We start from the raw sequence: 20,939 nt of genomic DNA on the forward strand, positions 1-20,939 counted from the left end.
GAGCAGGACGAGATATGGCAGGAGTCCCGGTACTTCTCGGAGGCGAGGATGAACGAGCTCTACGATGACGGTCGCACTCGGGGGATCGACGGTCACATCGATTGGGCGCGGCTTGAGGCGGAGGCCAGGAAGATGCTCGAGGCCGGTCTCGAGCTTGCGGACAGGGTCGAGGCGGCATAGGATATCAACCGTATTCCAGATTGCAGGACGCAGGGCCGACTCGCTTCGAATCGGGCGCTACACCAACTTTCTCGACACTACCAAGAACGGTAGTGTCGCGAAAGTTGGTGTAATGGACTCCTTGGCCCCTGTGTCCAGGATCCGGAATCTATCGATATCCTAGGCCGACTCCACTCTGTCGGCAAGCTCAAGGCTGGATTCGACCATCTTCCCGGCAGTCTTTTCCAGCTCGGCCCAGTCATGACAGCACGATGCTCCCCTTCGCAGCGCCGCGTCGTGCAACTCGGCCATCTTCCTCTCCGAGAAGTAGCGCGAGGTTGCCATGGAAACGGCCAGGATAACCCCGAAAGCGGCCTGAACGCGCCATGGTGCGCGTATTCTAGGCGAAGGCACGGACCCTTCCGAGCCAGGACGGGCCGCTCGCTCGGCCAACTTTGGCGTACCCTGCTGGAACGGCTTCCGTCAACATCCGTAAAACTACCGCAAAGAGGAGGCCACAGTGATAGATAAGAGGCTTATTGAAGCCGTTCCCGGAGCCGAGAGACTTAAATCCGCAATGATTACCCCAGAATTGTTTGTTAAGGACCTCATGCAAGACTATTCTGGGCGTCCGTTATATACATACGAGGAATGGACGCGCGAGCTCATCAACCACTCTAACGCTTTCAAGGAACTGACCAGAGGTGCGGAGTTTCATGCGCCCGTATCCGAGGCAAATGGGGAGTGTGATGCGGTATCAGACGCGTATCAGTTAGATTTCAAGCTCATCTTCGGAAAATCCATGATGCGCGCCGTAAGTCTCACTTCGTCAAGGCGAGTTTCAGACCGCGGAATAACTTTAGAACAACTTTGCAGAAGTCATGTAAAAGAACAGAGAGGCTTACGCCTGCATGCAATTCTCAGGGATTACAGCCTCGCCAAGCTTGACGAGCTTCTAAAAACTGAGAGTAATAAACAATTGAGCGAAGAAGACCGTGAGGCCCGAGGACTTCTTCGCTCAATCAGTCATTCGAAAAACTTGCTGCTAATTTATCCTTGCCGCTTTGAAGGCATCGACAGACTGCCTGAACTTGAGGAAACCGCCAACGCCGCACTTTACTATGACTTCCGGAACGTGCTCGACGTCCGACGGATACACCATCCCGGCAAGGACACCTTCCTTTCATATTTTTGCGACGACCGCATGGTTGTCACAAGAGCGAGCGGGCACGGCCTATCCAAGTTCGACGATATCATGGTCGCAAAAAGCAGAACATACATGGATATTATGCGTATGCGTGATCCCGGAGAGTATCAAAGGCTGCTGAAACTTGTTTAACCGACCGCAAGGGCTAGTTTTGTGGACATCAACCCAAGATGGGACCTGCCAAGAGGACCGGACGCCGCTGCGTTCGGACTCGTTTTTCTGCATTCAAAAGCAACGCTGAGCTCGACCTCACGGCTTGCGCCTGCTGCTCGGCGGCCTTCTGAGGCTGAACCCCCTCTGCAATGGCTGCCATAGGCATCGTCGCGTTGACCATGGACGTGCACGCGGTCGCACAGAGCGGGTGGTAAAGGGGGGCGTTTCATAGCGGAGCCTCTCGGTGTGCAGCCAATAGGGTCCGAAGGCAGTTTCAGGCCGGCACTCCGCACATTTTTTGTTGGGGTTTTACGGGAACCCCAGTCAACATCAGCGACCTTTCTGGGGTATGTTGGTTGATCCGGGGTGCGCAAAACAACAGTTTCAAATATTGTTGCTTCCTGTTCAATTCTGTCTATCTACAATTAATCGCAAGCGTATGACCTGAGGAGATTGTTTACAGGTGGAATCGGTCACTATTCATTGGATTGTCTTTTATGTCTTTATCGGTTTGTCGAGCGTTCAGCTTGTCCGCTTTGCTGGGCCCTTGGCGATCGGAGGGCAATACACCGTCGAAGAACTGTATCCCTCCGATGAGTCGGGCAGGCTGAACGTTGCCTACCGAATTCTCGCTCCAACAATTTGTTGCCAGCTCCCGGTGTTTATTATGGCTGCGATTTGCGATGCGTTTTCAGTTCCAGGTCCTTCGCTGCGATACATGCCTACCCTTTTCTATTGGTTGTTTCTTGGGGTAATCAAGCATGCAAGGGGTAAATTGCGGTACCGGACTCTTCCTTTCTCATTCGAGGCGTTCATGTCTCTTTTGCTGTCCGTCGCATTCGATCACTTTGTTATCGATGGCTATCTCGGAGGCCAGGGGCTAGATGTGCTTGATACTTCGAGTATTGCCTTTGAGTTTGAGCTGGCATTATTTGGTGTTGTGACCTTTTGGATTTCAACCTTTTTTAAGCGTTATCAAATTAAGTTTAGCCGTGTGTACTCAAATGCCGCTCCATCATATGTCGTTCCTTCGGACTCCGTATTTGGTTACTCTTCAATCGATACGGGTGAGGCCAGGCTCTTCTCATACGAGCGCGAATATGGCGATCTCTTACCTCAGCGATTTTCAAGTGATCTTCTGTTGAGAAGTGTTTTCTTTGCAATTATGGCGATTGAGGACGGGAATCGGCCCGAGTTTATCCGAACGATCGAGCGCATGGCAGCTCATTTCCATTTGGCAAAAACCACTGGAATAATGCAGCAGACGAGCGATGCTCCTTTGTCTGATATGGATAGCGTTAAACTCGCAATTCCCTATATTGAGCGCATGTGGGACCAGTTTCTTGTTGAATTCGCCCGTTCTGCCGAAGGGGCAGGGGGAGACGCCCTACGAATCTTCAAGTGTTACTACACCTACGATTACTGTATGTTGTCGCGGACTATCCGCAATCATTTTGCGCCGTTTTACGGGGACTATTGTGGAACGAGATTACTTAATGCTAATCGCGTATTTTGCGATGTTCTTGAATTTGAGGAAAGGCAGCGCTACGGATTGCTTCCAAAGACGGTTTCTGCGACTGGATCGATATGCGCCACTGAGCTTGGATGGCTTTCTGGGGAGTACTGTTATTGGGCCGATTACAATACGGTTGTATCCTGCCTGAATGAAAATGATGGCAATGGCGTTAAACTGGTCAGCAAAAATGATGTGAATAAAACCCAGATAACCGAGACGACCTTAAGGCTTAAGGAGCAAGGTGTTTCCGTTCTTGAGGCCAAGTATGTGCCCGGCGCTTCGGCGACCATCGTGTGCATCGGCGATTCCTCGAAGATTTCGAGTACTGTCGGTAGTGACTGGATGGTTGTTAGCTAGGTGAATCATCTTTGCCTTTCCGCATATTGATTGCGCATTCTCGTGCACGGACGCGAAAATGCTTCGCATTAGTTTCAACGCGAAGAGTATTTGCTACATGATTAACTTTTTTGGATGCGCAATTACTGCGCATCTAGGTTAACATCCAGTTAGTGATGCAGTTGTCGTGGGCTCTACGTGAGGCGATGACAAAGGAGGGTCGTTGTTTGGTTGTTATCGGCAACGGCCCTTTGATTTTAGGAGTTACTTTGGCGATGGAATTTTAGACTTTCGCTCAACTTATCGAACTCCTAGAGAGTCATGGCGTTCTAACTGATGCCGCTGCGCTAGATTGCCTGAGGCGCGAAATGAATATTTGCTCGTCGGAACACTGCTGAATATTGGGTCACCTGTGCGGTTCGAATTTTCAATTGTCGAGCAGCTTTGTCTCCGATGAAGTCTTGCAATTCTAGTAAAATCCAAACATATGTTCTATACTTATGGAAGTAGCTTGTTTGGAGGCGCTAGATGGAAGTCGGAAGAGATGACATTGTAGAAAGCGTTGTACGTTTGATAAATGGGGTGGGGCGTAGCCCATATTTATTCGTCGGCTCGGGCTTTTCCCGTAGATACATGGGTACCGACGATTGGGTTGGTTTGTTAAGGCACCTCTGTTCCCGTCTTTCCGATGATCCCTTTCGGCTTGACTCGTACCTGGCACGTTGTCCAGATGAGTCTGACAATAGCGCATTGCCCTCTGCCGCGACGATGCTTGATAAGGATATGCGCATAGCTGTTCTTGAGGACCCTCGCTTCGCTTCTTTTAGAAACGATCATGTAGAGGACATTCGTCAGCGTAAATCTATTTTAAAGATCATGGCGGCCGAGAGGTTATCCTCGTTCAAACCTGAATATATGACGCATGAGCTTGATATCTTGAGAGAGGTTGGCAGGCGGCGTATCTCTGGAGTTATAACAACCAACTATGACTGTCTCCTGGAGTCGCTATTTCCCGAGTTTAAAGTTTTTGTTGGCCAAGACGATCTCGTCTTTCACAGAACTTTTGAAATGGGTGAAATCTATAAGATCCACGGTTCTATGGATAATCCTGAATCTATGGTTCTTGAGGAGGCAGATTACGCAAAACTCGCCGAAACACAGGATTACTTGGCTGCCAAGTTGTTAACTATTTTTATGGAATACCCAATTATTTTTATCGGTTATTCCCTTAACGACCCCGATATCCAAGCTATCCTCATGTCGATTTCGCGCTGCCTCGGTTCTAACAATCTTGCGTTGCTTAGAAAGCGCTTTATCTTCCTTACTAGGGGAGAAAACGCAACCTCAACTCATTCGTTTACCTTTCCAGGTATTGGCGAGATAAGCATGACCGAGATTAGGACGAACGATTTTGGTGCAGTGTATGAAGCAATTGGACAATCCAAATGCTCCTTCTCGCCCAGGATCATTCGTGAGCTTCGCAGGAGCATCTACGCCTTGGCTGATGAGGGCGATCCGAATGACTCTCTGGTAGTTGAAGCGAGTTTTAGCGACCTCGAGAGACTTCCGGAGGGACAGCATCTTGTGCTGGGTATCGGTGTTGCGAATGCTTCTTTAGGGCACGGGCATATGGTCAAAGCCGAACTTCTATATCGTGATGTTGTGTTTGATGACGAACATGTTGCTCCTAAGCTTGCCGTCGAGGAATACCTTCCTTCGCTGCTTGCTTCTAACTCGGGTGGTTTGCCCATGTATAAGTATTTAAGCGCGTATTCAGGGGAAGTTCTTAATCCAAGGATGCTAAAGGAAATAGATGAGAAGAAGGATTTAGATGCTTTTCTAAACAACAGCCTACGAAAGGCAAAAGGTAGCTATCATCATTCGGGAATTAGACACTCGGTTCAGTCTGTTATAGCTAACGAAGGCTTTGAGGAAGCATTTAAAAAGCTTGTGCTACTTGAAGAAGATGAGATCGATCTAAATAAGTTGCTTGAATATCTGAGGGCGCTCATCACGGACGATCGCAAGATAATCCACGGTAATAGCGAGCTGAAACGGCTTATTAGAATGTATGATTTCCTTAAGTACAAGAAGGCCTTCGACATATCGGCTACTAGTGAGTAATCCCACCTAGCGTCTATGAAGAAGGCCATCTTTGTAAACTATGGCATCTGAGCGTATAGTGCGAACACCACGTGCAAATGCATACTTAATATAACGCTTTCTGCTTGAAATCACAATGGTGTCTGTTTCGACCCGCCAATCAAGGGAAGATAGTGTAGAGTATCTTCCTGCAATACAAAAGCTCTTTGGGAGCTTTAAGGGTGACGCTTTCAAATTGAGAGTGTTGCCCTTTTTTCATGTATGCAATGTGTGACGTACTAGCCAAGCACCATCCCGGCAATGGAATGATCGAGCATGGGCGGCTTCTACTGGTTGACGTGATCGTGGTCAAACAAGTGATATCGATTAGAATTAAATCAATTGCGCTGGAAGCCTTCGGGCGACACCTGAAGAGGGTTGATGCGTCGGTCCTCTTTTTTTGTTTGGATGTAAGATTCGGCCAGGCAAAACAAGGATCTCATTTGGGGAGAACAAATATCCGGCGGTTTTCCGCTTCGGGACGCGCGGTTTAAGGGTGCTTTTCGGAAGTGCGGGGAAAAATCGGAAACCTCCGAGCATAAACCGAATTTCGGCAACAAAACCGCAGGTCGCGGAAGGCTAAAACAGGGGTCTGGTCTGTCGATCTCGGTTTTTCACCGCACTTCCGGAAACGCCCGACGGAAGCATGCGGCAAATTTTGGAACCCTCGAGCACATCGTCCTTTTCATGAAAAGAACCCGCAGGTAGAAGCGTTGCCACTATCCAGTGTGGTTGACGTGTCTAGAATATGCCGCACACTTCCGGATTTTGCATAAGCTCGACTGGTTTGTTTATCGATTGGGGCAGAGGAATCTTGTCTGGACCTCGTTATATGTATTTAAATGGATGAACTTAACCTATAAGTTAAGTTCATCTAGAAATGGGAGGTGCCCTTTGGCAGAAGGATATGATCTTGTCGAATATAGAGACCTCAAGGGTCGACCGTTTTGGGAATTGACGGCTTCTCCCGACAACTCTCAATTCCAGAAAATGTTGTCAGACCCTAAGCGGAAATTAACCGCTCGAACAATGATCGGCCAGAATAGCACGTCAACTTCTGGAATCTGAGCCTTGACTTTTATACTTGGCTTTCGAAACGGAGAACACAATGAATAAAGTAGATTTATCTGATTTTTACGCCGATACAGAAACCAGCGAAACACGTGCTTATGAACACGCGCTAGATATCGAGTTTATTGTTCATCGCGAGATGAAGCGTCTGGGTTTAAGCAAAAGCGATTTGGCAAAGCGTATGGGCGTGAGCCTTCAGTCGCTTTCGAAGCTGTTGAATTCTCAGCCCAATATGACGCTGAAGACGATCGCTAGGTTCGAGCTTGCTTTGGGTATCAATATCGTTCCTAAGGTTACCGTTAGCTATTCTAAAGAGCTACCGTTTCTTTCATCCAACAATTTCGTGCGAGAGCAATGGTCTTTTAGGAACGAGCGTCCGTCCTCGCATGTGAATCTCGAGATGATTTCCGGAGGTTTGGCAGCATGAGTGGGGATTTTATTGCTCCGATTCAAGTCGTTCATTTGTTCGTCGTTGACTCCGATTTCCATATCGAGGATTCGCCCTCGGATAACATGGAATTAAAAGTTGACGTTAGCTACCAAGATGTCCATCTTTCGAAAAAAGGTAATGATGCACGCGCAAGTCTAAAGATGTGCGTAATTGGCAGCCTCCTTGACAGAGACGAAGGTGCACAGGAGAAGATGCACGCTGGCGTTACAGTATCCATCTCGGTTTCAGCGCAAATGCCAATGAACTCTCCCGATGACGAGGCGCGTCACTACCTTCTTTCAAATGCTATTTCGATGGCATATGCCCATGCAAAGAGCTATTTGATGGTTGTTACTGGACTTTCACCCATGGGAGCGCTTACATTGCCTGCCATTCTCCCTGCAGAGCTGTCAGCAGATTGCGATGTGCCTTTTCAGAGCGAATAGCATTTCCTCGATGAATCTAAGTCGAATGAGTTGCCGCTCTCACATCCTCTAAAAAGTTCTTAAAACAGCCTTAAAGGCGCCTTGGCTCGCTTTTACAGCGTACAATACGCATGTTTGACTATGGCAAAAGTAGATTTTTGGGGAGGGGGAACGCCGTGGAAGTGCTGGTTGTTGGCAACACCGCATATGTTGACGATGACTTTTGCTCCAAGGCGTTCCCCGGCGACCATGTGTAGGTCGTAGCCGCGCAGGACGCGCGCCGCGATGAGTCGTCGCCCCATGCTTCGTGGAAAGAGCTCCTCCAGCACCTGGACCAGGCCTACGAGTTTGAGCGCGTGGTCTACCTTTCTACCTACCTCACCCCGCATACCGTGACTTTTGGCGACATTGGGCTGCTGCGCTCGGTGTTTCGTGCCTGTATGGGACGCAATGTGCAGCTGCTGTTTATTGCGGGGCCCGCGGGTGCAGAGGGCACCACTGGCGGATGTGACGACGACGCCACGGCCGCCAGTGAGGCCCAGACGGGCAAGGGCATTATCGCCCGCGCTGCCAACGACCTGTGCCGTTACTATGCATCGCGCGACGGCATCCAAGCCAAAGTCCTGCGCGTGCCGTATCTGTATACCGCATCGCCGGCATTAACCGACCCATTTTTGATGCCGTTGTTCGAGGCATGCTCGGGCGGGTCGGTCGCGCTTCAGGGTGCGGCAGATGCGCCGTTTCCCCTGCTGTGTGCCGAGGAACTCGCGGTGTTGGTGCATCGTATCTTTGACAGCTGGGATGCCAACTTTGAGATGCTCGACGTTGCAGACGCTTTTGGCCACCCGAGGCCTATGGCGTGACCGTTGACGCTCCGGGTGCGAGCGTGACCTATCACACGCTCAGCATCTAGGCGTTTCGTCGCCTATCGGCGCTATACTGCAGCCGTTGCCCACGATGCGGGGAACACCCGCATCGTGGGTTTTTTGCTTATGAAGGGACGGTGCCGCGTGGACGTACAGCAGCTAGAAGAGGCCTGGGCTGCAAGGGCCGGCGCGCGTGAGGCGCGTCTTGCTGCAGCGCCGCATGTGCCGGCGGCGCTGTCTCTGTTGGGGATTGTACGTCCCGGCGATCGCCTGGTTGCGTTTGCCGATGACTTTGCCGATGCGTTTGCGCGCGGCTTTGAGTGCTGCGACGTGGCTATGGTGGAGGAGCCGTCGGTTGCGGCGTTTACTGCTGCGTCCGAGGGCTTTGATGCTTCGTTTGAGGTCGAGGGGCCGCACCTGTGGTGGTTCGTCAACTCTATTGGCGGGTTTGGATTGCGCGTGCCCGATCTGCGCGCGTTAGGACGTGCCGCGCGTGAGGCTCATGCGCTGCTCGTGGTGGATAACACCGTGGCTGGTGTCTTTGGGTGCGATCCGTTGCGCTTGGGTGCCGTGCTGTCGCTCGAGGCACTTGACCGCGTGTGCGCCGGTGAGGCTCCGCACAAGTTGGTTGCCATATCGGTCGCGCGCTCGCAGCTCAAGCGCCATCGTGTGGATGCTGCTGCCGAGTGCGCGCATGCTCTGCTTGAGGGCTGTGGCTTGGTCAAACTTGATTTGCCTGCTGATGAGGCCGGTGTGCTGGAGCGCGGGCTGGACTCGCTCGATGCCCGCATGCAGGCACATTTCGACCGCGCACGTGCGCTGGCCGAGTACTTGGCTGCCAATGAGATGGTGCACGCCGTGCGCTATCCTGGGCTGAGCTCGCATCCCGACCATGCGGTTGCAACTGGAATCCTCGAGCACGGCTTTGGTCCGGCAGTAGAGTTTGACCTTATCGAGCGCAGTGCGGGCGATTTGTTCGATGCTTTGCCGGGGGAGTTTCGTACATCACCCGCCGGCGGCTCAACAACGCGCCTTTCGGCCCCGCGCGGTAAGCGGGGGAGCGCCATCCGCCTCTTCGCCGGCACCGACGACCCCCTGGTTGTAGCGTCCACCCTGGACAACGCGCTCCGAAAGTAACTAATCGGGGTGTGTGTCACGAAAACGGCCTATTTACTACGTTTAAGCCATAGGGGTCGACCATACCCGCCTATTTCGAAAATTGCCAAGCTGTCTACCAGCGGTTTTATTTTCATAATGTCCGGTATGGTCGAGGGTATTCAGCTAAACGTAGTAGATGGGCCCGTTTTGTGGCACGAGCCTCAATCCGAGGGCACGGTGGACAACAATTCAGTCCCAAAAGGACTACTCTGCATTGATGCTGGCGATGAGGTCGTTGGCTTTGGTGGCGATGACGTTGTTGATGTCGGCCTGCAGCTCCTCGTAGGCCGCTATGGCGCGCTCGCCGGCGGGGGTGAGCGATGATCCGCGGGCGCCGTCGCGCTCGATGAGCTTGCAGCCCAGCTGTCCTTCGGCCTCGTTCACGATGCGCCAGGCCTTGGAATACGCCATGCCCATGCTTTTGGCGGCGCGGTTGAGCGAATGCTCTCGGTCAATACCCTGCAGCAGCAAGACACAGCCGTGGCCAAACACGCCCGGCAGGTCTTTGTCGCACGCTTGAATGACCAACTTTGCCGTCGTCTTGTACTCCATGTGCTCCACGTCTCCCTGCTAAAGTGTTTGCTGGGCAAACGCAAAGCCTGCGTCAAACCCTCGTGTGCTCTTCTTAAATCATGCATTGTAGCAGTCAAAGTGCGTTAAGATACTTCCCCAGTATTGGGCGCCCAAGGTTGGGCTGGGTCCTACGAGGCCTGCAGCCGACCGGTCGCATGGAAAAAGGAGAAACATGGCTACGTTCTTTCCCGGTGAGTCCCACACGTTTTCGGAGTATCTGCTGGTCCCTGGTTACTCGTCCTCGCAGTGCATCCCCAACAACGTCTCTCTTAAGACGCCGCTAACCCGCTTTAAACGCGGTGAGAAGCCGGCAATCACCCTGAACATCCCCATGGTTTCCGCCATCATGCAGTCCGTCTCGGGCGTCGACATGGGTGTCGCGCTCGCTACCGAGGGTGGCCTGTCCTTCATTTACGGTTCCCAGGCTCCCGAGTCCGAGGCCGCTATGGTCAAGGCCGTCAAGGATCACAAGGCCGGCTTCGTTCAGTCCGATTCCACGCTGACCCCCGACATGACCATGGAGCAGGTCATCGAGCTCAAGGAGAAGACCGGTCACTCCACCATGCCGGTCACCGACGACGGCACTCCCAAGGGCAAGCTCCTGGGTATCGTCACCAGCCGTGACTATCGCCCCAGCCGCGATGACCACCAGAAGAAGGTCTCCGAGTTCATGACCCCGCGTGAGCAGCTCATCGTGGGCGATAAGAACATCAGCCTCAAGGTTGCCAACGACGTCATCTGGGACAACAAGCTCAACGCTCTGCCCATTGTCGACGACAACGATCACCTCATGGGCATCGTCTTCCGCAAGGATTACGACAGCCACAAGACCAACCCCAACGAGCTGCTCGACGGCGATAAGCGCTACATGGTCGGCGCCGGTATCAACACCCGCGACTATGCCGAGCGCGTGCCGCTGCTTATCGAGGCCGGTGCCGACGTCCTGTGCATTGACTCTTCCGAGGGCTTCAGCGAGTGGCAGAAGCGCACCATCGAGTGGATCCGCGCTAACTACGGCGAGGACGTCAAGGTCGGTGCCGGTAACGTCGTCGACGCCGAGGGCTTCCGCTTTTTGGCCGACTGCGGTGCCGACTTCATCAAGGTCGGTATCGGCGGCGGCTCCATCTGCATTACCCGCGAGACCAAGGGTATCGGCCGTGGTCAGGCCACCGCGCTGATCGATGTCTGCCGCGCTCGCGACGAGTACTACGAGGAGACCGGCGTCTACGTGCCCGTGTGCTCCGACGGCGGTATCGTCTACGACTACCACATGACGCTCGCCCTTGCCATGGGTGCCGACTTTATGATGCTGGGCCGCTACTTCGCCCGCTTTGACGAGAGCCCGACCGAGCGCGTCAACGTTAATGGCCAGTACATGAAGGAGTACTGGGGCGAGGGCTCTGCGCGCGCCCGCAACTGGCAGCGCTACGACCTGGGCGGCGCCGCGAAGCTCAGCTTCGTCGAGGGCGTCGACTCCTACGTCCCGTACGCCGGCTCCCTCAAGGACGGCGTGGGCGGCACACTCTACAAGGTCAAGTCCACGATGTGCAACTGCGGCGCCCTCTCGATCCCCGAGCTCCAGGAAAAGGCGCGCCTGACCCTGGTCAGCTCCACCTCCATCGTCGAAGGCGGAGCCCACGACGTAGTCGTCAAGGACTCCCAGCAAAGCGTCAGCTACCGCTAAGCGGCTTTCCCAAGTGCCGCACCTTGCCGTTCAAACCGTCGCTCGCGTACCAAAGTACGCGTCGCTCCTCTTTCACGGCAATCTGCGGCACTTGGAAAACCCGACCATGCTTGGGCGGGTAACAAATAGCGGTTGATTCACAACCACGTTATTTAGATAAAGCGAGATGCCTGCAAGTCGCAGGCATCTCGCTTGTTGTATTTGCTATCATCAGTCGAGTTAACGATGTGGCGGGGCGTTCTTACCTTTGCTCGCTGCAAGTTCCGCACGAGCCGAAGAGCACTTAATGTGCTCTTCGTGCGAGCAGGACTGTCCGCAGCAGCGAGTAAAGGTAAGAACGCCCCGCCCCAACCCAGCTAACAAAGGAGCTGATATGTGCGATTGCACAGATCATAAGGATGAGATCCCTGCCTACGACGCGCAGGCCATTGAGTCCCGGTGGATGAAGGCCTGGGAGGACTCCAACCTCTTTGCCGTCGACACCGACGACAGCAAGCCCAAGAAGTATGTGCTCGAGATGTTCCCGTATCCGTCGGGCGACCTGCACATGGGCCACGCGCGCAACTACACCATCGGCGATGCCATGGCCCGTCAGGCCCGCATGCGCGGCTACGACGTGCTGCACCCCATCGGCTTCGATGCCTTTGGTCTGCCCGCCGAGAATGCCGCCATCAAGCACAACACACAGGCTGCCGCCTGGACGTATAAGAACATGGACCAGGCGCTCGCCACGATGAGGCGCATGGGCTTCTCCTACGATCTGGATCGTACCGTTAAGACCTGTAGCCCCGACTACTATCGCTGGGGTCAGTGGATCTTTGAAAAGATGTGGGAAAAGGGTCTGGTCTACCGCAAGAAGAACCCGGTCAACTGGTGCCCCACCTGCAAGACCGTTTTGGCCAACGAGCAGGTAACCGAGGGCAAGTGCTGGCGTTGCGGCACCGAGCCCGAGAAGCGTGACCTCGAGCAGTGGTACTACAAGATCACCGACTACTCCCAGGAGCTGCTCGATGACCTGGAGAAGCTCCCCGGCTGGCCCGAGCGCGTCAAGCAGATGCAGGCCAACTGGATCGGCCGCTCCGAGGGCGCCGAGGTCGACTTTACCCTGTGCGACACCGATGGCGAGCCCATCGAGGGCGACGAGGGTAAGATCACCGTCTTCACCACGCGCGCCGACACGCTCTTTGGCGTTTCCTTCTTTGTCCTGTCTCCCGAGTACGTGCGCCTGCACGAGCTCGTCGAGGGCACTCAGTACGAGGAGGCCGTCACCAAGATCGTCGAGGACTCCAAGCATATCTCTGCCGTCGAGCGCGCCCAGGGCACCCTCGAGAAGCACGGCGCCTTTACGGGCCGCTACGTGGTAAACCCCGTCAACGGCGAGAAGATCCCCGTGTGGGTTGCTGACTATGTCGTTGCCGACTACGGCACCGGTGCCGTCATGGCCGTTCCCTGCGGCGACCAGCGCGACTTTGAGTTCGCCCGCAAGTACGACCTGCCTATCGTGCCGATCATCCTGGACGATGAGGATCGCGCTGCCGTCGAGGCTAGCGGCGAGACCATCGACACCTTCCATGCCGAGAACGTCGACTGGGATTGCGCCCACGCTGCCGAGGGCACGCTCGTCCAGTCGGGCAAGTACACCGGCATGCGCGGCGGCAAGCACTCTGAGGGCGAGGCTGCCATCGTGGCCGACCTCGAGGCCATGGGCTGCGGCCGTCGCAAGGTCGAGTTCCGCCTGCGCGACTGGCTCATCAGCCGTCAGCGTTACTGGGGCAACCCCATCCCGGCCATCCACTGCGAGCACTGCGGCATCGTGCCCGTGCCCGAGGACCAGCTGCCGGTGACGCTGCCCGAGAACCTGGACCTGGGTGCCGGCGAGACCCTCGCCGAGTGCAAGGAGTTCTACGAGACCACCTGCCCGGTCTGTGGTCGCCCGGCCAAGCGCGAGACCGATACCATGGACACCTTCACCTGCTCCAGCTGGTATTACCTGCGCTATACCGACCCGCACAACACCGAGCTGCCCTTCTCCCGTGAGGCCGCCGATCGTTGGATGCCCGTCGATAACTACATCGGCGGCATCGAGCACGCCATTTTGCACCTGCTCTACAGTCGCTTCTTTACCAAGGCGCTGCGCGACCTGGGCCTGCTGAGCGTTGACGAACCCTTTACCAACCTGCTGTGCCAGGGCATGGTCAAGGACGAGAACGGCGACACCATGTCCAAGTCCAAGGGCAACGTCGTGCCCCCGAGTTCAGTCATTGAGCCCTACGGTGCCGACACCATGCGTCTGGCGATCCTGTTTATCGCCCCGCCCGAGAAGGACTTCGACTGGGATCCCAAGGCCGTCGAGGGCGCTAACCGCTTCATTAAGCGCGCCTGGCGTATCGTGTGGCAGCTCGTCCAGTCCGGCGACGCCAACGTGGCCTTTGACAAGTCCGCGCTCGACGAGACAGCGATGAAGCTCTACCGCGAGCGCCATCGCACCATCGCCAAGTGCACCGAGGACTTCGATCGTGGCCAGTTCAACACCGCCATCTCGGCCGTCATGGAGCTCGTCAACGCGGCGAGCGCCTACCTCAACGCCACCGAGGGTGCCGCCCGCGACAAGGCGCTGTGCTACGGCGTGGCTAAGGATATCGTGAGCGTCCTTGCCCCCATCTGCCCGTTCTGGGCCGACGAATTGTGGCACGAGGCCCTCGGCTGCGAGGGCAACGCCTACACCGCCGCCTGGCCCGAGTTCGACCTGGCCGAGTCCATCGAGGATACGGTGCAGATCGTCGTCCAGGTGCTCGGCAAGGTCCGTGGCCGCATCGACGTCGCCCGCGACGCCTCCAACGAGGAGATGCAAGCTGCCGCTGAGGAAGCCGTTGCCAAGTGGCTTGAGGGCAAGACGGTCGTCAAGGCCATCTGCGTGCCCGGCAAGCTGGTCAACCTGGTGGTCAAGTAAGCGCTGCGCGCATAGCTGACATCAAAAACCGAGGGGCGATTCCGTAGGGAGTCGCCCCTCTTTTTGGTTAAGGACACTTGCGACAACACCCAATTATCCATTTCTTGTGGAGAACCTGTGCTCACGCTGACCTGCGGGTTTGTGTTGTGGTTGCACGTTTGTGCAGGTATTGGTATAGTTTGCTTGCAAATGAAGTTGTAATTGAAAGAAGTGGGGTTTCGGCCCCGCTTCTTTTTTGTATGGATGGAGGTGCCGCAATGGTCAAGACCAAGACCGAGCAGGCGATCATCGACGCGCTCGAGGCCGTTGCTCCCCAGCACGATGTCGACATTGTCGACGTTGAGCTCGTGGGTGCCACCAAGGCCCCCTGCGTGCGCGTGCGTATCGAGGGTGCCGAGGGCCAGAGCCTGTCGCTCAATGACGTCACGGCCAACACCAAATGGGTCGGCGATGTGATTGAGGAGCTCGACCCTATCTCTTCGAGCTATACGCTCGAGGTGTCGAGCCCGGGTATGGCGCGCCCGCTGCGCCGCCCGAGTGACTTTGCCCGCTTTGTGGGCGAGAACTGTGAGCTCACCTCCACCGCTACCGAGGGCCGTCGCAAGTACGCCGGCAAGATTGCCGCTGCGACCGAGACCGACGTGACCCTCGAGCTCGAGGACGGCGAGTCCGTCACCCTCGATTTCTCTGATGTAAAAAAGTGCAAGTTGAAGCCCACCTACGACTTCAAGCCCGCGAAGGAAGGAAAGTAAGATGGCAGCATCCGACATGATGTCCGCCCTGATGGAGCTTTGCCAGGAGAAGCACATCGACCAGCTCTACCTGATCGACCGCCTGGAGCAGTCGCTCGCCAAGAGCTATGCCGAGATCCTGCATCTTGAGTGGGGCGCCAAGGTGACCATCGACCGCACCACCGGCAAGATCTACGTCTACCGCCTGGAGCCGATCGACGATTCCATGGACGAGGAGGGCAACTTCACCGAGTTCGAGGAGATCGACGTCACCCCCAAGAACACGAGCCGCATCGCCGCCCAGCACGCCAAGGCCGAGATCAACGCCATCGTGCGCAACTCCGCCCGCGAGCAGATCTACGAGGAGTTCTCCGGCCGCATCGGTGACCTCATCAGCGGCACCGTGCTGCAGTCCACGCCCGACTTCACGATCGTCAAGATCCGCGAGGGCGTCGAGGCCGAGCTGCCGCACTTCGACCAGCGCCGTTACGAGAACGAGCGCAACGAGCGCCCGATGGGCGAGCGCTACCTGCACAACCAGCACATCAAGGCCGTGATCATCGACGTACGCGACCCCAACTCCAACCTGCAACCGGTTCGCGGCGAGCACAGCCGTCCGCCGATTGTCATCTCCCGCACTCACCCCGAGCTCATGCGTCGTCTGTTTGAGCAGGAGGTGCCCGAGATCTATGAGGGCACCGTCCAGATCAAGTCGATCGCCCGCGAGCCCGGCCAGCGTTCCAAGGTAGCCGTCCACTCGCTCGACGACCGTCTGGATCCCGTGGGCGCCTGCGTCGGCCCCAAGGGCAGCCGTGTTCGCGCTGTCGTGGGCGAGCTCCGTGGCGAGCGCGTCGACGTCATCCTGTGGGATGCCGATCCTGCCGTCTACGTCGCCAACGCCCTGTCGCCTGCCAAGGTCACCCGCGTCCTCATCGACGAGGAGAAGGCCTACGCCGGCGTCATCGTGCCCGACGACCAGCTGTCCCTCGCCATCGGCAAGGAGGGCCAGAACGCCCGCCTCGCCGCGCGCCTGACCGGCTGGCACATCGACATCAAGTCCGAGACGCTTGCCGCCGACATCCTCAAGAACGTTCCCGTTCACGAGGAGCCCGCCGCCGACCTGATCGGTGACGAGGAGGACGAGGACGTCCGCCGCTGCGAGTACGTGTCCGAGGACGGCGTCCAGTGCCGCAACCAGGCTCGTCCCGGCTCCCGTTTCTGCGGTGTCCACGACACCGACGCCTTCGATGATGCGGAGGACCTGATCTAGCGCGCGGTCGCGCCGGGCGGGTCCCGGCGCGTCTCCCACGCTCGTTCAGTCTCTAGGCACCCAAGGTGCCAGAAAGGGTAGGTGAAGTCATATGGCAAAAGTCCGTGTGTCCACCCTGGCCAAAGAGTTCGGCATGACCTCCAAGGAACTGATGGGTCATCTCGCCGATATGAAGATTCCCGCTAAGTCCGCTTCCTCCACCTTGGAGGACGCCTATGTCGCCATGGTCCGCAAGCAGCTTGCCTCGGTGATCGAGGCCCGCGCTCAGGAAGTCGAGGCCGCCAAGCAGGCCGAGGAGCAGGCAGCTGCCGCCGAGGAGGCCGCCCGCGCCGCCGAGGCCGAGCGCGAGCGCATCGCCGCCGAGAAGGCACGCGAGGAGGAGCGCCGCCAGTTTGCCGCAGCCCAGGCTGCCGAGGAGGCTGCCCGCGCCGAGGCCGAGGCCAAGAAGAAGTCCGAGCAGGAGCGCCTTGCTCGCGAGAAGGAGGAGGCTGCCCGCGAGGCCCAGCGCCGCGCCGTTCCCGCTTCCGACTCCGGTTCGCGCTTCCGTTCGCTGCTCGACCAGATCGCCGCACAGGAGACCGTGCTCAAGGAGAAGAAGGACGCCGAGGACAAGGCCAAGGCCGAGCGCGCCGCCGAGCGCGGTAACCGTCGTGGCGGCAACAACGACCGCCGCGGTGGCCGTCGCAACGATCGTAACGCCTCCGACAGCAACTCCGAGCGCAACGCCTCCGAGAGCCGTCCGCACAGCCATCGCACCAACGCCAGCAACAACGTCGCTGCCGGCATGGACTTCCCCAACCCCGATAAGCAGGGCAAGGGCAAGAAGCGCAAGGGCGGTCACAACAACGAAGAGGACCACTACAGCCGCATGGCTCGCGAGGCCGAGGAGTACAGCCGCGAGAAGGTGCTCGAGGAGGCTCGTGCTGCCGTCGAGGAGGCCTCTCGCGAGTCCACCGGTCGCCGCAAGAAGCGCAAGGAGAAGCGCGAGCGCGAGGCTGCCAAGGCTCAGGAGGAGCGCAAGATTGAGGAGGCATTGGCCCAGGGCGTGAACCCCGAGGAGCTCGACGCCATCAAGGTCTCCCAGGGCGTTACCGTCCAGGAGCTTGCCGAGGCGCTCGACGTTCCGGCCAACGACATCATCAAGCGCCTGTTCCTGCTGGGTACGCCGCTCACCATGACGCAGTCCATGTCCGACGACCTCGTCGAGCTCGTTGCCGACGACCTGGGCCGTCAGATCAAGATCATCACCCCCGAGGAGGAGAACACCTTCTCGTTCTACGACGATCCCGCCGACCTTAAGCCGCGTGCCCCGGTCGTCACCGTCATGGGCCACGTCGACCACGGCAAGACGAGCCTCCTCGACGCCATCCGTCACACCGGTGTCGCTGCCGGCGAGGCGGGCGGCATTACGCAGGCCATCGGCGCTTCGCAGGTTATGATCAACGACCGCAAGATCACCTTCATCGATACCCCGGGTCACGCTACCTTTACGGCCATGCGTGCCCGTGGTGCCAAGGTGACCGACATCGTCATTCTGATCGTGGCTGCCGACGACGGTGTCATGCCTCAGACGGTCGAGTCGATCAACCACGCCAAGGCCGCCGGCGTACCCATCGTCGTCGCCGTCAACAAGATCGATAAGCCGGGCGCCAACCCCGACCGTGTGCGCCAGGAGCTCACCGAGTACGGCGTCATCCCCGAGGAGTGGGGCGGACAGAACATGTTCGTCAACATCTCGGCCAAGCAGAAGATCGGTATCGACGACCTTCTGGAGACCGTGCTGCTCCAGGCAGATGTGCTCGAGCTCAAGGCCAACCCGGACACCTTTGCCTCCGGCAACGTCCTCGAGGCCAAGCTCGACAAGGGCCGCGGCTCGGTCGCTACCGTGCTCGTGACCCGCGGTACCCTGCACGTGGGCGATACGCTGGTCGCCGGCCTCACCTACGGCCGCGTCCGCGCCATGCTCGACCCCAAGGGCCGCGCCGTCACCGAGGCCGGTCCCTCCGACGCTGTCGAGATCCTGGGCCTGCAGTCCGTGCCCAACGCCGGTGACGAGTTCCGCGTGTTCGAGGACGAGCGCGAGGCTCGTGCCCTTGCCGACGAGCGTTCGCTCAAGGCCCGTATCGAGGAGCAGAGCCGCGTCAAGCACATCACGCTCGAGAACCTCTTCGAGACCATTGCCGACGCCGAGGTCAAGGAGCTCAACCTGATCATCAAGGCCGACGTCCAGGGTTCCATCGAGGCCCTTCAGGATTCGCTCGACAAGATGGATCAGTCCGAGGTTCGCATCAACACGATCCATTCCGCCGTTGGTGCCATCAACGAGACCGACGTCGTCTTGGCCGACGCCTCCAACGCCATCATCATCGGCTTTGGAGTCCGTCCCGACGGTAAGGCCCGCTCCGCTGCCGAGCGCGAGGGCGTCGAGATCCGTTGCTATGACGTCATCTACAAGTGCCTCGAGGAGCTCGATGCTGCCCGTATCGGCATGCTCAAGCCCACCGAGGTCGAGGTCTCCACGGGTACCGCGACCGTCCTGGATACCTTCAAGGTGCCCAAAGTCGGTATCGCCGCCGGTGTCCGCGTCGAAGAGGGCGAGATCGCCGCGACCGATTCCGTGCGTCTGGTGCGCGACGGCATCGTGGTCTTCAACGGCAAGATCGCCTCGATGCGCCACTACAAGGATGAGGCCAAGAGCCTCAAGAGCGGTTCCGAGGGCGGCATTGGCCTGGAGAACTTCCAGGACATCAAGCCCGGCGACCAGATCGAGGGTTACCGTATCGACCAGGTTGCCCGTACCGAGTAGGGGGTAGCGCTATGAAGCAAACGCAGGCAACCCGCCGTCTGGGCGAGCAGCTTCGCGAGAAGCTCGGTTATATCCTGCTCTTTGAGGTTTCCGATCCGCGTCTCGACCTGGTTACTTTGACCGCGGTCGAGGTCGCGGTGGACCGTTCGTTCGCGCGCGTGTACGTGTCGTGCGATGCGAGCCGCTACGATGAGGTCATGGAGGCGCTCGCAAGCGCCAAGGGCCGTATTCGCAGCCTGTTGGCTCGCTCGCTCGATTGGCGTGTCACGCCCGAGCTCGATTTTCGCATCGATCGCTCGACCGATGAGGCCGAGCGCATCACGCGTGCGCTGGAAAACGTTCCCGCCACGCTTGCGATCGAAAAGGACGAGGACGGCTATCCGATAGCGGATGCCGCCCAGGAGGCAGCTTTAGATGACTAATTCCGCCGACCTCGCCTCGTGCGAGTCTGCAGATATTCAGCGACGCATCCTCGAGCTCATCGAGGGTGCGTCCTCCATTGCGATTTCGGGACATACTTCTCCCGATGGCGATGCCCTGGGCTCCGTGCTGGGTCTGGGCCTCTCGCTTATGAAGTTTTTCCCCAACAAGGACATTGCCCTGCTGCTGGCAGATGATGACCCGGTTCCGCGCATCTACCGCTTTATGGAAGGCTCCGATCGCCTGGTCCCGGCATCTGCGTATACCGGCAATCCGGACCTGTTCATCTCGGTGGACGTACCGGTCGTCGAGCGTCTCAATAATTCCGCCGAGGTGCTTCGTCGCTCCAAGCATGTGGTGTGCTTCGATCACCATCCGGCGCGCGAGGAGTTTGCCGAGCTCAGCCTGAGGCGCGTCGAAGCTGCAGCCTGCGCCATGATCATCGACCGCTTCTTGGACAATTGCGGCATTGTCGCACGTGATGGCGTTGCAACCTGCCTGCTGTGTGGCTTGGTTACCGATACCGGCCGTTTTCAGTACCAAAACGCCGACGCCGCCGCGTTCCATGCAGCCTCGCGTCTGGTTGCCCACGGTGCCGATCCGGCGCGTGTGGCACTCGAGGTCTACCAGAGCATGCGCGTTGAGTTTTTGCATCTCAAGTCCATCGTTATGGGCCGCATTAAGACGGTGGCCCACGGGCGCGTCGCGTATAGCTACGCGTACCAGAGTGACCTTGAGGCGTGCGGTGTCACCTCGGATGAGTGCGACGGTCTGGTTGACGTGGTGCGCTCGGTGATGGGCGTCGAGGTCTGTCTGTTCCTGAAGGGCATTGAGGGCGATACCAAGGTGCGCGGCAACCTGCGCTCCAAGGGCGACCTCAACGTGTCCGAGATCGCTGCTGCCTTTGGCGGAGGCGGACATCCCGCTGCCGCCGGTTTCTCCAACAACGGAACGATTCTCGAGACGCTTACCGTGGCACTTCCCATGCTGGCCGAGCTGGTGGGGGAGGATCCCGCTTCGGTGACCGTCGAGCTTTAACTTT

General features: G+C 57.4%; 16 protein-coding genes and 1 pseudogene. 15 read left to right on the top strand and 2 right to left on the bottom strand.

What is annotated here, in order from left to right; translation table 11 throughout:
* Positions 1–180, top strand: a pseudogene (locus DW211_RS10280) (IS256 family transposase); the annotation flags it as partial.
* A 159-nt stretch (positions 181–339) separates the two neighbouring features.
* On the opposite strand, the gene DW211_RS10370 reads toward DW211_RS10280, so the two are convergent.
* Complete coding sequence (locus tag DW211_RS10370; RefSeq protein ID WP_255413169.1) at positions 340–471, bottom strand: hypothetical protein; 132 nt, start codon at positions 469–471, stop codon at positions 340–342.
* 208 nt (positions 472–679) lie between these two features.
* Between DW211_RS10370 and DW211_RS03985 the strand changes: the two genes are divergently transcribed.
* The 7 genes from DW211_RS03985 (at position 680) to DW211_RS04015 (ending at position 9,442) form a co-directional block, all read left to right on the top strand.
* Positions 680–1,498: a hypothetical protein gene (locus DW211_RS03985; protein WP_117635105.1), complete on the top strand. Its 819-nt coding sequence runs from the start codon at positions 680–682 to the stop codon at positions 1,496–1,498.
* A 484-nt stretch (positions 1,499–1,982) separates the two neighbouring features.
* Complete coding sequence (locus tag DW211_RS03990) at positions 1,983–3,392, top strand: hypothetical protein (protein ID WP_117635106.1); 1,410 nt, start codon at positions 1,983–1,985, stop codon at positions 3,390–3,392.
* 507 nt (positions 3,393–3,899) lie between these two features.
* Complete coding sequence (locus DW211_RS03995) at positions 3,900–5,495, top strand: SIR2 family protein (RefSeq protein WP_118259369.1); 1,596 nt, start codon at positions 3,900–3,902, stop codon at positions 5,493–5,495.
* A gap of 1,126 nt (positions 5,496–6,621) precedes the next feature.
* Positions 6,622–7,011 carry a helix-turn-helix transcriptional regulator gene (locus DW211_RS04000; RefSeq protein WP_117758172.1) on the top strand — a complete coding sequence of 130 codons (390 nt, stop codon included), beginning with the start codon at positions 6,622–6,624 and terminating at the stop codon, positions 7,009–7,011.
* On the top strand, positions 7,008–7,460 hold the full coding sequence (locus tag DW211_RS04005; RefSeq protein ID WP_117765735.1) for a hypothetical protein: 453 nt from the start codon (positions 7,008–7,010) through the stop codon (positions 7,458–7,460). Before DW211_RS04000 ends, DW211_RS04005 begins: the two co-directional genes overlap by 4 nt.
* A 335-nt stretch (positions 7,461–7,795) precedes the next feature.
* On the top strand, positions 7,796–8,302 hold the full coding sequence (locus tag DW211_RS04010; RefSeq protein WP_118259370.1) for a hypothetical protein: 507 nt from the start codon (positions 7,796–7,798) through the stop codon (positions 8,300–8,302).
* A gap of 147 nt (positions 8,303–8,449) precedes the next feature.
* Positions 8,450–9,442 (top strand): PLP-dependent transferase, encoded by a 993-nt coding sequence (locus DW211_RS04015; RefSeq protein WP_158568489.1) that lies wholly within the window; start codon positions 8,450–8,452, stop codon positions 9,440–9,442.
* A gap of 225 nt (positions 9,443–9,667) precedes the next feature.
* Here DW211_RS04015 and DW211_RS04020 read toward each other — a convergent pair whose 3' ends face one another.
* Positions 9,668–10,015, bottom strand: a complete 348-nt coding sequence (locus tag DW211_RS04020; protein WP_118259373.1) for a winged helix-turn-helix domain-containing protein — start codon at positions 10,013–10,015, stop codon at positions 9,668–9,670.
* 193 nt (positions 10,016–10,208) lie between these two features.
* On the opposite strand from DW211_RS04020, the gene DW211_RS04025 reads away from it, so the two are divergent.
* The 7 genes from DW211_RS04025 to DW211_RS04055 all read left to right on the top strand — a co-directional run bounded on the left by DW211_RS04025 (position 10,209) and on the right by DW211_RS04055 (position 20,935).
* The gene (locus DW211_RS04025; protein WP_118259375.1) at positions 10,209–11,720 is read left to right on the top strand and encodes an IMP dehydrogenase; all 1,512 of its coding nucleotides are present in this window, start codon (positions 10,209–10,211) and stop codon (positions 11,718–11,720) included.
* A 373-nt stretch (positions 11,721–12,093) separates the two neighbouring features.
* On the top strand, positions 12,094–14,670 hold the full coding sequence (gene leuS / locus DW211_RS04030; protein ID WP_118259377.1) for a leucine--tRNA ligase: 2,577 nt from the start codon (positions 12,094–12,096) through the stop codon (positions 14,668–14,670).
* Positions 14,671–14,927: 257 nt separating this feature from the next.
* Positions 14,928–15,422 carry a ribosome maturation factor RimP gene (gene rimP, locus DW211_RS04035; RefSeq protein ID WP_089571694.1) on the top strand — a complete coding sequence of 165 codons (495 nt, stop codon included), beginning with the start codon at positions 14,928–14,930 and terminating at the stop codon, positions 15,420–15,422.
* 1 nt (position 15,423) lies between these two features.
* Complete coding sequence (gene nusA / locus DW211_RS04040; protein ID WP_117629484.1) at positions 15,424–16,671, top strand: transcription termination factor NusA; 1,248 nt, start codon at positions 15,424–15,426, stop codon at positions 16,669–16,671.
* A 91-nt stretch (positions 16,672–16,762) separates the two neighbouring features.
* Positions 16,763–19,477 carry a translation initiation factor IF-2 gene (gene infB, locus DW211_RS04045; protein WP_118259379.1) on the top strand — a complete coding sequence of 905 codons (2,715 nt, stop codon included), beginning with the start codon at positions 16,763–16,765 and terminating at the stop codon, positions 19,475–19,477.
* Positions 19,478–19,488: 11 nt separating this feature from the next.
* Positions 19,489–19,899: a 30S ribosome-binding factor RbfA gene (rbfA, locus tag DW211_RS04050; RefSeq protein WP_006234038.1), complete on the top strand. Its 411-nt coding sequence runs from the start codon at positions 19,489–19,491 to the stop codon at positions 19,897–19,899.
* On the top strand, positions 19,892–20,935 hold the full coding sequence (locus DW211_RS04055; RefSeq protein WP_099431635.1) for a bifunctional oligoribonuclease/PAP phosphatase NrnA: 1,044 nt from the start codon (positions 19,892–19,894) through the stop codon (positions 20,933–20,935). The genes rbfA and DW211_RS04055 overlap by 8 nt, the downstream gene beginning before the upstream one ends.
* The last annotated feature ends 4 nt before the right edge of the window (positions 20,936–20,939 follow it).

It is taken from the genome of Collinsella sp. AM18-10, from assembly GCF_003471585.1.
Classification (GTDB): Bacteria; Actinomycetota; Coriobacteriia; order Coriobacteriales; family Coriobacteriaceae; genus Collinsella.

What these genes read in the sequence shown, in the direction of transcription:
- DW211_RS10370 (WP_255413169.1), bottom strand. Translation starts at nt 471, where the DNA reads ATGGCCGAGTTGCACGACGCGGCGCTGCGAAGGGGAGCATCGTGCTGT.
- DW211_RS03995 (WP_118259369.1), top strand. Translation starts at nt 3,900, where the DNA reads ATGGAAGTCGGAAGAGATGACATTGTAGAAAGCGTTGTACGTTTGATA.
- DW211_RS04000 (WP_117758172.1), top strand. Translation starts at nt 6,622, where the DNA reads ATGAATAAAGTAGATTTATCTGATTTTTACGCCGATACAGAAACCAGC.
- DW211_RS04005 (WP_117765735.1), top strand. Translation starts at nt 7,008, where the DNA reads ATGAGTGGGGATTTTATTGCTCCGATTCAAGTCGTTCATTTGTTCGTC.
- DW211_RS04020 (WP_118259373.1), bottom strand. Translation starts at nt 10,015, where the DNA reads ATGGAGTACAAGACGACGGCAAAGTTGGTCATTCAAGCGTGCGACAAA.
- DW211_RS04025 (WP_118259375.1), top strand. Translation starts at nt 10,209, where the DNA reads ATGGCTACGTTCTTTCCCGGTGAGTCCCACACGTTTTCGGAGTATCTG.
- leuS (WP_118259377.1), top strand. Translation starts at nt 12,094, where the DNA reads ATGTGCGATTGCACAGATCATAAGGATGAGATCCCTGCCTACGACGCG.
- rimP (WP_089571694.1), top strand. Translation starts at nt 14,928, where the DNA reads ATGGTCAAGACCAAGACCGAGCAGGCGATCATCGACGCGCTCGAGGCC.
- nusA (WP_117629484.1), top strand. Translation starts at nt 15,424, where the DNA reads ATGGCAGCATCCGACATGATGTCCGCCCTGATGGAGCTTTGCCAGGAG.
- infB (WP_118259379.1), top strand. Translation starts at nt 16,763, where the DNA reads ATGGCAAAAGTCCGTGTGTCCACCCTGGCCAAAGAGTTCGGCATGACC.
- rbfA (WP_006234038.1), top strand. Translation starts at nt 19,489, where the DNA reads ATGAAGCAAACGCAGGCAACCCGCCGTCTGGGCGAGCAGCTTCGCGAG.
- DW211_RS04055 (WP_099431635.1), top strand. Translation starts at nt 19,892, where the DNA reads ATGACTAATTCCGCCGACCTCGCCTCGTGCGAGTCTGCAGATATTCAG.